Below are 13,585 nucleotides of genomic sequence, written 5' to 3'. Positions count from 1 at the left end.
GAGTCTTCATATTCATACTCAAACGGCTGGTGTGAGGGCGCCCGAACCGGCGCCGATGCCGCAAGCTTGCCCGACGAATAGCCCATCAAACAATAACTATTATCAATCGTGTTTTAATCGTAACAGGATGAAAAACCGGGAGATAAGCATCGACACCAGGCTCCCTTTGCCGCCTCACAGGTTGCAACGCCGCCTTCTGGTAATGAGTGGCGGCTGCGGGTTACAGCTCCAGCAATACCCCGAGCTCCACCACCCGGTTGGCGGGAATATGGAAAAAGTCGGTCGCCTTGAGGGAGTTGCGGTTCATCCAGACGAACAGGCCCTCTCGCCAGCGCGCCATGCCGGGCAGATCTGTGCTGACCAGGTGCTCGTGGGAGAGGAAGAAGGAGGTCTTGGCCATGGTGACCTTCAGATCCTCCTGGGCGCAAGCCTGGAAGATCTCCTCCATGGAGGGCACCTCCTTGTAGCCGAAGTGGGCGACCACCTGCCAGAACCCCTCGCCAAGGTGGGTGAGTTCGATGCGCTCCTTGAAGGAGAGCCAGGGCTCATCCTTGATCTGAACGGTCAGAAAAATGACCCGTTCGTGCAGGATCTTGTTGTGTTTGAGGTTGTGCAGCATGGCGTGGGGCACCACCTGCACCGATTTCGAGAGAAACACGGCGGTGCCGGGTACCAGCAGCGGCGGGTCTGCCTGCATGTTGTCGACAAACCCTTTCAGCGCCAGTGACTTGTGTTCCAGCTTGTCGAGCACCAGCTCCCGTCCGCGCTTCCAGGTGGTCATCACCAGGATGGCCAGCAGCGCGAACAGGATGGGGAGCCAGCCACCGGCCAGAAACTTGGTGGTATTGGCGGCAAAGAAGGTGACATCGACCAGCAGCAGCGGCGCGCATACCAGCGCAATCAGCCAGCGCGACCACTTCCAGCGGCGGGCGGCCACCACCATCAACAGCAGGGTGGTGAGCGCCATGGTGCCGGTCACCGCGATGCCGTAGGCGGCCGCCAGATTGCTTGAACTCTGGAACCAGAGGATGACGATGACGATGCCCCCCAGCAACAGCCAGTTCACCAGCGGCAGGTAGATCTGGCCTATCTCGTGCTCCGAGGTGTGGCGGATCTCCTGGCGCGGCAGGTAGCCGAGCAAGATGGCCTGGCGCACCACCGAGTAGGTGCCCGAGATCACCGCCTGGGAGGCGATGACGGTGGCCAGGGTGGCGAGGATCAACAGGGGAAAGGCCAGCCAGGAGGGGGCAAGCAGATAGAAGGGATTTTCGATGGCGGCGGGATTGCGCAGCAGCAGGGCCCCCTGGCCGAAGTAGTTGAGCAGCAGGGCCGGCATCACCAGAGAGCCCCAGGCCAGCCGGATGGCACCACGGCCAAAGTGGCCCATGTCGGCGTAGAGCGCCTCCGTGCCGGTGACGCAGAGCACGACGGCCCCCAGGGTGATGAAAGCAACACCCGGTCGGCTGGCCATGAAATCGAGGGCGTAGAGCGGGTTGATGGCTTGCAGGATGGCGGGATTTTGCCCGATCTCATAGGCGCCGAGCGCCGCCAGCACCCCGAACCAGAGCAGCATGACCGGGCCGAACAGGCGGCCGATGCCAGCGGTGCCGTAATGCTGGGCCCCGAACAGGATCACCAGTACGGTGAGGGTGATGGGCAGCACGAAGGGCGCCAGCTCCGGGGTGATCACCTGCAACCCTTCGACCGCCGAGAGCACCGAGATGGCGGGGGTGATCACCGCATCCCCGATGAAGAGCCCGACACCGACCAGACCCAGCATCATGAGCAGGGCGCGCGGCTTGGCCGGGAGGCGGCGGGAGGCCAGCGAGGCGAGGGTGAGGATCCCCCCTTCTCCCTTGTCGTCGGCCCGAAGCACCAGCAGCACATATTTGAATGAGACCACGATCATGATGGTCCAGAAGAAGAGGGAGACGATGGAGAGGATCCCCGCCGGCGTGGGTTGCAGGCCCAGGTGTCCGGCGAAACTCTCCTTGAGGGCGTAGAGCGGGCTGGTGCCAAGATCGCCATAGACGACCCCCAGTGCCGCCAGGGTTATGGCCATGCGCCCTTGCGGGTGTCCGTGATTCATCATGAAATTCCATTTCAATTCAGAATGTTAATCATGATACGCAGGCGCTGGCTCAAAGCAAACCCGCGCCGTGAAAAGGTCACTTAGCTGAACGTGCCAACCCGGGTGAACCAGTTCGGATACGGCGCAGCTCAGCTTAGTTGTTGACGAACTTGCCAAGGGCGAGTGACCCGGTTTGCGAGGGCGCTCGACAGGTGCCAACGGGTCTGTGACGGGGGAGGGGTTGCGGGGCTGCCTGAAAAAATTAAACGGGGGCATTTTTGCATAAAACCGCAATGAGGCAACTCTTTTGCCTGCAAACGGCCGTTTTATGACGAAAATTGTTGGGTTTTTAGCGTCTTGGCGGCTGAAAAGGTCAAAACGCCATAAAAAATTCAAAAAACTTCTTTACCAGTGACCAATGCGTGAGTAAACTTCGTCGGCAATATTTTACACCCCCACTTCCTCAACGGTGAGATATTGCCATGCTCAGGATTGCCAAAGAAGCGTTAACCTTCGACGATGTACTGTTGGTTCCCGCCCACTCCGAAGTTCTTCCCAATACTGCCGATCTGCGTACCAAGCTGACCTCTGCCATCAGCCTGAACATCCCCATGATCTCCGCTGCCATGGACACAGTGACCGAAGCCCGTCTGGCTATCGCACTGGCCCAGGAAGGCGGTATCGGCTTTATCCACAAGAACATGTCCATCGAGCAGCAGGCTGCAGAAGTGCGCAAGGTCAAGAAGTACGAGAGCGGCGTGGTCACCGACCCCGTCACCGTACGCCCTGACCTGACCATCGCCCAGATCAAGGAGCTGAGTCACAAGAACGGTTTCGCCGGCTATCCGGTGGTGACCGAAGGCAACCAGCTGGTGGGCATCATCACCGGTCGTGACGTGCGCTTCGTGACCGATCTCTCCCAGACTGTCGAACAGATCATGACCCAGAAGGATCGTCTGGTCACCGTGCGTGAAGGGGCGCCTCGTGAAGAGGTGGTCGGCCTGATGCAGAAGCACCGTATCGAGAAGGTGCTGGTGGTCAACGCCGACTTCAAACTCAAGGGCATGATCACCGTCAAGGACTTCCAGAAAGCCGAGCGCAAGCCGAACGCCTGTAAAGACGACAAGGGTCGTCTGCGGGTCGGTGCCGCCGTCGGTGCCGGTGCCGGCAACGAAGAGCGCGTCGCCGCCCTGGTGGAAGCCGGTGTGGACGTGCTGCTGATCGACTCCTCCCACGGCCACTCCCAGGGTGTGCTGGATCGCATCAAGGCGACCCGCGAAGCCTACCCTGATCTGCAGATCATCGGCGGCAACGTCGCAACTGCCGCGGGCGCCAAGGCGCTGGCCGCTGCCGGCGTCAACGCCGTCAAGGTCGGTATCGGCCCGGGCTCCATCTGTACTACCCGTATCGTGACCGGCGTGGGTGTGCCCCAGATCACCGCCATCTCCGACGCCGTCGACGCGCTGGAAGGCACCGGCATCCCGGTGATTGCCGATGGCGGTATCCGCTTCTCCGGTGACGTGGCCAAGGCCATCGCCGCGGGCGCCAGCTGCGTCATGGTGGGCTCCATGTTTGCCGGTACCGAAGAGGCGCCGGGCGAGATCGAGCTCTATCAGGGCCGCTCCTTCAAATCCTACCGTGGCATGGGTTCTCTGGGCGCCATGTCCAAGGGCTCCAGCGACCGCTACTTCCAGACCGACAACGCCGCCGACAAGCTGGTGCCGGAAGGGATCGAAGGGCGCGTGCCGTACAAGGGCCGCCTCAAAGAGATCATCCACCAGCAGATGGGCGGTCTGCGCTCCTCCATGGGCCTGACCGGCAGCGCCACCATCGACGACATGCGCACCAAGGCCGAATTCGTGCGCATCTCGGGCGCCGGGATGAAAGAGTCCCACGTTCACGACGTGACCATTACCAAAGAAGCCCCCAACTACCGGATGGGCTGATAAAACGGGGCTGCGGCCCCGTTTCTCCACCCCTTTTTTATCCCGTGCTTTTTGTGACAACAGCAGCCTGATGCAGGAATAAAATGACTAAAGACATTCACCAGCACCGTATCCTTATCCTCGACTTCGGTTCCCAGTACACCCAGCTGATCGCCCGCCGCGTGCGCGAAATCGGCGTCTACTGCGAACTGTGGGCCTGGGATGTGACCGAAGAGCAGATCCGCGAATTCAATCCGAGCGGCATCATCCTCTCCGGCGGCCCCGAGTCCGTCACCGAAGCGGGCAGCCCGCGCGCCCCCGAGTACGTGTTCAACGCCGGCGTGCCGGTGTTTGGCATCTGCTACGGCATGCAGACCATGGCCGAGCAGCTGGGTGGCAAGGTGCAATCCTCCACCGAGCGTGAATTCGGTTACGCCAAGGTGGAAGTGCTGGGCAACGCCGGTAAGACCAGCGCGCTGCTGCGCAACATCGAAGATGCCATCGCCGACAACGGCAATGCCCTGCTGGATGTCTGGATGAGCCATGGCGACAAGGTCACCACCATCCCGGCCGACTTCACCACCATCGCCCAGACCGCCACCTGCCCGCATGCCGCCATGGCCAACGAGGCCAAGCGTTTCTACGGCGTGCAATTCCACCCGGAAGTGACCCACACCCGTCAGGGTGCCCGCATGCTGGAGCACTTCGTCAAGGACATCTGCGGCTGCGAATGCCTGTGGACCCCGGCCACCATCATCGACGACGCCGTTGCCCGCATCCGCGAGCAGGTGGGTGACGACGAGGTGATCCTGGGCCTCTCCGGCGGTGTGGACTCCTCCGTGGTCGCCATGCTGGTGCACCGCGCCATCGGCGATCGCCTGACCTGCGTCTTCGTCGACAACGGTCTGCTGCGCCTGAACGAAGGCACCCAGGTGATGGAGATGTTTGGTGACCACTTTGGTCTGAACATCGTCAAGGTCGATGCCGAAGAGCGCTTCCTCTCCGCCCTGGCCGGTGTTGATGAACCGGAAGCCAAGCGCAAGATCATCGGCCGCGTGTTCGTCGAAGTGTTTGACGATGAAGCGAAAAAGCTGAAAAACGCCAAGTGGCTGGCGCAAGGCACCATCTATCCTGACGTCATCGAATCCGCCGCCAGCAAGACCGGCAAGGCCCACGTCATCAAGTCTCACCACAACGTCGGCGGCCTGCCGGAAGAGATGAAGATGGGGCTGGTGGAGCCGCTGCGCGAGCTGTTCAAAGACGAAGTGCGCCGCGTGGGCCTCGAGCTGGGTCTGCCCTACGACATGCTCTACCGTCACCCGTTCCCGGGCCCGGGTCTGGGCGTGCGCGTCCTTGGCGAAGTGAAGAAAGAGTACTGCGATATTCTGCGCCGCGCCGATGCCGTCTTTATCGAAGAGCTGCACAAGGCCGACCTCTACAACCAGGTCAGCCAGGCATTCGCCGTGTTCCTGCCGGTGCGCTCCGTTGGCGTCATGGGCGATGGCCGCAAATATGACTGGGTCATTGCCCTGCGCGCCGTCGAGACCATCGACTTTATGACCGCCCACTGGGCCCATCTGCCGTACGACTTCCTCGGCCACGTGTCGAACCGCATCATCAACGAGATCAACGGCATCTCCCGCGTGGTGTACGACGTCTCCGGCAAGCCGCCCGCAACTATCGAATGGGAATAAGCGGCTAACGCCCTTTCGCCCTTCAAGCATAAAAATGTAAAAAAGACGCCCTTGCGGCGTCTTTTCTTTTTCCAATCGTTTGCGCCTCATTTTTCCCTTCGCTAGCCGCTTTCTCGCCTCCCTGCCTCTGTCAGATATGACAGGGGGTGTTTTATGGATCTCGCACTAGGCTCAGCCATGCCAATTGAGACCGATGCTGTGAGGCGAGGGTCGTGGCAGCAGGGGAGGGTGACGACAGCAACGCCTTCATGTGCACTGTCGACACCGGACATACCAAATCTGGTATGGCCCCCGGTGGAGTCCGGACACCACTTGAATAAACGGGGCGGAACCCGAACAGCCAAACGAGTAGGGACAAGAGATCACGGAGGGTTTGTTATGTCAGAACAAGCAGTGTTGTTGGGCGGATGGACTGCCTACCACAAGCTGAGCGCCAAAGATCAGGCCGTATTCAACCAGGCACTGGAAGGATTTGTCGGGGTGCAGTACACCCCCTTTGAAGTCTCCACCCAGGTCGTCGCCGGCACCAACTACCGCTTCAAATGCAAAACCACGGTGCCGCTGCCCAACCCGATCCACGGGGAAGCCGTGGTGCAGATCTTCCAGTCGCTGGATGGCTCAGCCCATATCACTTCCATCACCCCGATCTGATTGGGTTGCGGGGCAAGGTGGGAGAATAGCCTCCAACCTGTTGGCTCCAAACCCACTAATAAGAAAGACGCCCTAGGGCGTCTTTCTTATTACAGGAGTTTGCATGTCAATATTTTTCAGACAACAGAACTGTGGAGGAATGAAACTCATGTGACTGTTAATATGGGTAGATTTTTTGGTCGAAATGTAATCACCCCCCGATATAGGTCACACCATTTCCTGTACAAGTAGATAATTGATTTGCATGTGAATAACATAGTGGTCTTCTAACTCGGAAGCATCAGAGGGCATCGTGGCGATTTTTGATATTGAGAAAGACGACTTACTCCGGCTCTCTGATACCCAGCTTGAAGAGTTAATAGCGCGCCTTGCCGAGGCGGAAATTGCAGCCCATGGTCATAGCCCTGCTTATGTACACTGGTCAGGCTCTATAAATGCTCCCGATGGCGGTATCGATGTGCACGTTAAAGTACCGGTCGAGCAAATGAGCACTGGCTTTATTGAGAGACCTGATACGATTTTTCAAGCCAAAAAGCATCCAATGCCGAGGGCTGCGATAACCTCAGAAATGACTACTGATGGGGCATTATCACCGACGATCTCTGAGCAAGTGGCAAAGGGAGGGAGCTATATCATCGTCAGCTTGGATGATGATTGTTCTCCTCTTATGAAAGTGGATCGCCTGCAAGCAATGCAGTATGCGGTAGCGGATGAACTTAACCGCTCCAATATTCACTTGGATTTTTACGACCGCTCGAAACTGGCGCAATGGTTGCGGCAGCACCCGTCAGTCATGCTCTGGGCCCAAAAAATACTCGGTCAGGGATATTCTGGGTGGCAGCCATATGGGGCTTGGAGTAATCCGCCTCAGGGGTCAGAAGATACCTTGATTTCAGCACCAGGGGTGATAATTACTCTGCCATCAGGAAAAGGGCAACAGCTAGCCATTCAGGAGGCTATCGGGCCAATGCGTGAGCTGGTTCGTTCAACCAATAAAGCAGTCCGCATTACGGGATTATCCGGTGTTGGAAAGACCCGAATTGTACAGGCTCTTTTCGATGAAACGGTCGGAGCAGATGCGCTCGATCGGACTATCGCAGTTTATGTTGATACCGGTGAAAACCCAGAGCCCTCTGCAACAGCAATGCTGGATCGACTGATTGCTGAGGGGCGACGGGCCATTATGATCCTTGATAATTGCCCTTCTGAATTGCACACACTTCTAGCCAGTAAAGTAGCGGCCAATAGTACGATCAGCCTTATTACTGTTGAGTATGACATTAAAGATGACAAGCCTCAGACCACAGAGGTCATCCAGATTGAAGCGGTGGGGCCTGAGGTTGCCGAACAGCTTCTTCTCTGTCGTTTTCCCAATATCGGTCGGAACAACGCCCGCCGAATAGCAGAGTTTTCTGATGGTAATGCACGCGTTTCTTTGGCTATTGCCGAGAGAGTGGAGGAAGGTGAAAGTCTGGCCCAGCTTTCAGATGCACAGTTATTTAACCGTTTGTTCGAACAGCGAAACAATCCGGATGATGGTTTACGGGAGCAAGCTGAAATATTGTCTCTGGTCTATTCATTTTCAGTTTCATCGGTTGAGGAAGGGCAAAACGAACTGGAGGTATTGGGATCTATCTCGGGGCATTCCGTGAGCCAGTTGTTCCGAGCAACAAGCAGGTTGTCAGAACGCCATATCGTACAGAAGAGGGCTCATTGGCGGGCTATTTTGCCTCATGTAATTGCCAACAGGCTGGCGTCATCGGCACTGAATTGTATTCCGGTTAATCAACTAAGAGCGATTTTTGAAATTCATGGCAACCAACGCTTACTCATGTCATTCGCGCACAGGTTAGGGCTGTTGCACGATCATCCTGTGGCGAAAGAGATTGTGAAGAATTGGCTTGAACCTGATGGGTTATTAGGGCGAATAACTACATTGGACGATATATCGGCACGAATGCTGGATTATATCGCACCAGTAGCACCTGAATACTTGCTCGACAGGATTGAGATTGTACTTGTTTCCTCTGGTTTTATGGGTATGAAACCGGGTTATAATTCACGACGAACATCAATTATTAATCTGTTATGTGTATTGGCTTATGAATCAAAAGCCTTCAAACGGTGTATCAGACTTCTTATTCATCTAGCTGATTATGAGAAGGAGAACGATGGCAATAACTTGCTGATAACGAAGATAACTAATTTCTTCCAAGCATATCTATCCGGAACGCATGCTACTTTAGAACAACGCATTGCCATTATGAATGAATGCTTTTCATCTGATGTTCCTAGACGTAAATCATTGGGTTTCAAGATGCTTTCGACAGCCCTCGAGGATCGCTGGACTGGCTTTGGAAGTAATGCGTTTGGTGCTCGACCGAGAGACTATGGACTTCACCCTAGTCATGATGAACTTGTAGAATGGCGCACTACTTTTATCGATGTAACCGTACAGTTGGGCACTTCTGGTGATCCTACTCTTGAAGTCCCCGCACGACAGATCATGGCTGATACATTTCGAGGGATGTGGGGCCAGTCAGCGATAAGGGAAAAGCTTATCGATGCTGCTCGAAAATTACATGAACATCATCCTTGGGGCGAAGGTTGGAAAGCCATTCGTACGATGATCTATTTCCATCATCATACCAAGAGCAAAAAAACGAGTAATGTTGAGCCCATACCAGATTCCCTTATTGTACTGGAGAAAGAGCTGGAGCCTCATGATTTGCTTCCGACAATCATGATGTATGTGCTCAGCAGAGCACATGGTCCTTGGACGCTGGATACCGGTTTTGATCACAACGATCATAAAAAGTATCAGGAAGCCGAAAGGCGACTTAAAACCAAGGCATTCCAATTGGGTGAGGAGTTTGTGGTATCAAGCCATAATTTCGATGAGCTGGGGCCTAATCTATTTTCTAATGACTACATGCCTTACCGTTCAGCATTCGGGGAAGGTTTGGCCAAGGGGGGGGAGGATTTATATTCCGCTTGGCTAAAACTTGTTGAGTATCTTGATCTACAGCCTGCAGGACATAAAAATTTGTCAGTGTTTGAGGGCTTTATCGAAGAAGTTGACCGTATCGAGCCAGCTCTTGCAAAGGCATTACTTGATCAGTGTGCACAACATCCTCAACTTCGACACGGTTTGGTTGAGCTGCATCCTCGAAGGAGCTTCACAGAAGCCGACCTGGATCGTTGTATGGCGATTATGGATGACCCTGATATTCACCCGAATATGTATGAAACAATTCTATGGCGTGATGAATACGAGGATTTGTCCAGAGGCCGAGTACTCGATCTTGCGATACAGCTCCTGAGTAAACCGGGAGGTAGTGATGTGGTGCTGCGTGCGCTAAGTATGCGGTTACACGGTGAAGAAGGGACCGCGGACAAGCTTGGCCCTGATTTTCGACAAATAGGTCTTAAAGCTGCGAGGCTGAGTCTGCCAAAGGATCATTGTGATTCCTATGGGGGGGATGGTTACAACATGGAGTGCGTCATCAATGCTGCATTACGTTTCGATGGCAATGAGCCAGAAAAACAGGAGTGGTTGGACGCGATTTTTGCTGTTGTTGATCTGCACTATGGTTACGTTCATTCATATGAAAGCGCCGTTGAGACAACAGCTGCGCTGATGCCAGAAGCATTTTTAAATCGAGTCTTTGAAGGCACTGAAGAGCAACAAGAACGACGGCAGTTTTTTATTTGTAATAGAGACTTACGATTCTCACCTCTTGCCCATATTAATATGGATTTTCTGATTTCGTGGTGTTGTGCCCGAAATGAGCCCCGCGTATGGGTAGCTATTGCAGCAAGTATTAACTTGTGGGAAAAGGATGACGAGATTGAAGGACTCAGGATGTCAGAGTTAGCTCTCAGGCTGCTTGAGGCATCTCCTGAGCCAGCTATTGTTCTGGAAATATTCGCCGAGCGTGTCACTCCTTCATCTTGGTCTGGTAGCCGAGCCAAAGTAATGCAGTCCAGAGCGAAGGCAATTCATAAGTTGGTTGAGCATGAAAGAGCAGATATTTCGACTGCGGCTCAAACAGTCTCTGCAAACTTGGTTCAGCTAATCGAGCGCCAGAAAGAACGAGAGCAGCGGGAGGATATGGAACATGAGCAGCGGTTTGAATAAGAACTGTCTGTTTCAAGCCCGTAGGGTGCAATGAAATTGCACCTCTACTTTTGTTCCTCATTCCTTGCACAAAAGCCGCTCGGCAAATGGTGCAATGCGCTGCGCTTATTGCACCCTACGTGTTTCGTCAATCTGATGTGGTGGTGTTGCTGATCGCCATGCTCCGTAACCAAAGCAACAAAGGGGGCGATCTGCGCCCCGATTCTTCTCATGTTCCCGTTTTATATCGCTGCCTGCTCGTTCGGCGTGACCTGATTGTCTGCTGAGTCACCACCAACACTCCAGTTTCTCCCCCATCAGGGCAAGCAGAAAAGGCCAAGTTTACTCATACCTCGCCGCTTCCCAGGCGTGTATCGCCTGTTTGCGGGTCTCGCCCCAGTGATAGCCGCCGAGTTTGCCGTTTTGCTGGATGACTCTGTGGCAGGGGATCATCAAGGCGACGGGGTTGGCGCCCACCGCCAGCCCCACGGCGCGGGCGGCCTTGGGGTTACCGACGGCGCTCGCTACCTGGGCGTAGCTCACCACCTTGGCGGGCGGGATCTGCAGCAGCGCCCGCCAGACGCTGATCTGAAAGTTGGTGCCGCTCACGTGCAAGGAGATGGGGCGATCCGGCGCCTTGCTGCCATCGAACATGGTGTGGATGACCCCCTGGGTACGTGACGGTGCCTCCCTAAGTTCTGCCTCTGGCCAGTTGTGGGCGAGGGCGGCCAGTGGCGTCTGTGGATCCTGCTCATCGAGAAACGAGAAGTTGCACACCCCTCGCGGGGTCAGGGCGACGAACGCCTGGCCGAAGGGGGTGTCGTGCACCCCGTGATCGATAACCAGCCCGGCCCCGCGTTGCTTGTACTCGCCCGGCGTCACCGCTTCGAGCTGCACGAAGTGATCGTAGAGCCGCGAGCCGCTGCTCAGGCCCAGGGTATCGGCCACTTCCAGCAGCGGGCGTGACTCCTGCAGCAGTGCCTTGGCCCGCTCCAGAGTCAGCACCTGCAGATAGCGTTTGGGTGTCACCCCGGCCCAGCGGCTGAACAGCCGCTGGAAGTGAAAGGGGCTTAAGTGAACGTGCGCCGCTATCTCGTCCAGGGTGGGCTGGCGCGCCACCTGGCTTGCGATAAAACGGATGGCATCGGCGATGCGGGCGTAATCAGACATAAGGCGCTCTCACGATAGGTTTGCAGCCACAGGATCTTGGGTGCGACAAGGTCATGTGCGACAAATAGATACCCCACCATCGGCCAGCAGAGCAATGCCGGTGGTAAAGCTGGATGCATCGGACGCCAGATAAAGGGCCGAGCGGGCGATCTCCTCCGGTTGGGCCAGCCGTTTGAGGGCATGCATATTCTGCACAAAGGCGAGGCTCTCCGGCGTATCGGTAAAGGCCCGTCCCATGGGGGTGTCGGTGCCCCCCGGCAGCAGGGCGTTGACCCGCACCCCTTGTGCCCCATATTCGGCGGCCAGCACCTGGGTCAGGCCAATGAGGCCGGCCTTGCTCGCGGCATAGGCCGCCATGCCGGGCAGCCCCAGGGTATGGCCGACGAAGGTGGAGGTAAAGATAAGCGAGCCGCCACCGCGGGCCTGCATGGCGGGGATCTGGTACTTGGCTCCCATAAAGGCGCTGGTGAGGTTGGTATCCAGGGTCTCCTGCCACTGCGCCAGTCCAAGCGCCGGCACGCTGCCCGGCGTCCCCGTGGTGCCGGCGTTGTTGAAGGCGATATCGAGTCCGCCGAAACGGGTCAGCGCGAGATCCACCAGGGCGCGGGCGTAAGATTCGCTTTTCACATCCCCCGCCAGGCTCACCGCCTGTCCCCCCTCATGGCGGATCTCCTCCACCAGCAGATCCAGCTCGGGCTGGCGGCGGGCGCCGACGACCACGCTGGCCCCTTCCCGGGCAAACAGGATGGCGCTGGCGCGGCCGATGCCGGAGCTGGCGCCGGTGATGATGGCGACCTTGTTGGACAGTAATGACATGGCAGTTCCCTCGCTGGTGTGTTGTGCGCCAGCTAAGTGGCGCACAGGGTTGGCAGTGGGTTGGAACCTCAATGGGTTCGACCCCACTCTGGTTCGGCTCCACTATGGCAACCAGCCCTCGCTGACACGACCCGGATCTTGCTCTCTTTGCCCCCTATCACGGCACCGTGCGCCGGTGCAGACCCTTGCGGCAACAAAACAGGGGATCTTCTGCCGTCATTCTCTATAATGCCCCCTCTTTTTTGACTGCCGGTTTGACTGCCGGGCCAACCACCGGCAGCGACGTTGGCCGCGAGTCGGCCACCCGATAGAGACGATGTCATGCATACCCTGGAACAGCTGCGCGCAGGTGAACTCTGCGGCGCCCGCCACCTCAAACTCGCCGAAAACCTGACGGAGTTCCCGCCCGAGATCTTCAGTCTCAAAGAGACGCTGGAGGTGCTGGACCTCACCGGCAACCAGTTGAGTCGGCTGCCTGACGAGCTGGCCGGGTTCAGCAAGCTGCGCATCATTTTCTGCTCCGAGAACCGCTTTACCGAGCTGCCCGAGGTGCTGGGGCGCTGCCCGGCGCTCACCATGGTAGGCTTCAAGGCCAACAGGATTGCCACTGTGCCCGCCGCGTCGCTGCCGGCGGGGCTGCGCTGGCTGATCCTGACCGACAACGCCATCGAGCAGTTGCCCGACGAGCTGGGTCTGTGCGGCGCCCTGCAAAAGCTGATGCTCTCGGGCAACCGCCTGCGCGAGCTGCCGGCAAGCCTGGCCAACTGCCAGCGTCTGGAGCTGGTGCGTATCGCCGCCAACCGGCTCGAGGTGCTGCCGGATTGGCTGGTGAGACTGCCGCGTCTCGCCTGGCTGGCGTATGCAGGCAACCCCTTCAGCGACAGGCAGGAGCAGCGGCTGGGCCAGTGCGCCTCGGTGGCCGATATCCCGTGGGCTGAACTCAAGGTGGGCGAGCAGCTGGGGCAGGGGGCGTCCGGCGTCATCCATCGCGCCGAGCTGGCCACACCGGCGGGGCCGCGGGCGGTGGCGGTCAAATGCTTCAAGGGGGCGGTGACCAGCGATGGGCTGCCCCGCTGCGAGCTGGCGGTGTCGCTGGCGGCTGGCCGTCATCCCCATCTGGTCGGGGTCGAGGGGCGGG

General features: G+C 57.3%; 8 protein-coding genes. 5 read left to right on the top strand and 3 right to left on the bottom strand.

Features of this window, described 5'->3' with window-relative positions:
• Positions 1 to 220 precede the first annotated feature (220 nt).
• A complete protein-coding gene (locus BN1143_RS10425) occupies positions 221 to 2,089 on the bottom strand; it encodes a potassium transporter Kup (protein ID WP_042050545.1) in 1,869 nt (622 codons plus the stop codon).
• Between the two features lie 464 nt (positions 2,090 to 2,553).
• Between BN1143_RS10425 and guaB the strand changes: the two genes are divergently transcribed.
• The 4 genes from guaB (at position 2,554) to BN1143_RS10405 (ending at position 10,482) form a co-directional block, all read left to right on the top strand.
• Positions 2,554 to 4,017, top strand: a complete 1,464-nt coding sequence (guaB, locus tag BN1143_RS10420; protein WP_005301581.1) for an IMP dehydrogenase — start codon at positions 2,554 to 2,556, stop codon at positions 4,015 to 4,017.
• Positions 4,018 to 4,100: 83 nt separating this feature from the next.
• Positions 4,101 to 5,690: a glutamine-hydrolyzing GMP synthase gene (guaA, locus tag BN1143_RS10415; protein ID WP_042050544.1), complete on the top strand. Its 1,590-nt coding sequence runs from the start codon at positions 4,101 to 4,103 to the stop codon at positions 5,688 to 5,690.
• A 378-nt stretch (positions 5,691 to 6,068) separates the two neighbouring features.
• Positions 6,069 to 6,341: a hypothetical protein gene (locus BN1143_RS22640; RefSeq protein WP_010633780.1), complete on the top strand. Its 273-nt coding sequence runs from the start codon at positions 6,069 to 6,071 to the stop codon at positions 6,339 to 6,341.
• A 292-nt stretch (positions 6,342 to 6,633) separates the two neighbouring features.
• The gene (locus tag BN1143_RS10405; RefSeq protein ID WP_042050542.1) at positions 6,634 to 10,482 is read left to right on the top strand and encodes a hypothetical protein; all 3,849 of its coding nucleotides are present in this window, start codon (positions 6,634 to 6,636) and stop codon (positions 10,480 to 10,482) included.
• Positions 10,483 to 10,803: 321 nt separating this feature from the next.
• Here BN1143_RS10405 and BN1143_RS10400 read toward each other — a convergent pair whose 3' ends face one another.
• Positions 10,804 to 11,631: a bifunctional transcriptional activator/DNA repair enzyme AdaA gene (locus BN1143_RS10400; protein WP_042050540.1), complete on the bottom strand. Its 828-nt coding sequence runs from the start codon at positions 11,629 to 11,631 to the stop codon at positions 10,804 to 10,806.
• 51 nt (positions 11,632 to 11,682) lie between these two features.
• Positions 11,683 to 12,447 carry an SDR family oxidoreductase gene (locus BN1143_RS10395; protein WP_042050539.1) on the bottom strand — a complete coding sequence of 255 codons (765 nt, stop codon included), beginning with the start codon at positions 12,445 to 12,447 and terminating at the stop codon, positions 11,683 to 11,685.
• A gap of 321 nt (positions 12,448 to 12,768) precedes the next feature.
• Here BN1143_RS10395 and BN1143_RS10390 point away from each other — a divergent pair.
• Positions 12,769 to 13,585 (top strand): leucine-rich repeat-containing protein kinase family protein (locus BN1143_RS10390; protein WP_042050538.1); only part of this gene is annotated, 817 nt, incomplete at its 3' end.

The organism is Aeromonas dhakensis (assembly GCF_000820305.1).
Lineage (GTDB): Bacteria > Pseudomonadota > Gammaproteobacteria > Enterobacterales > Aeromonadaceae > Aeromonas > Aeromonas dhakensis.
The sequence above is the reverse complement of the archived record's forward strand: the minus strand, read 5'-3'. Positions and strand labels throughout refer to the sequence as shown.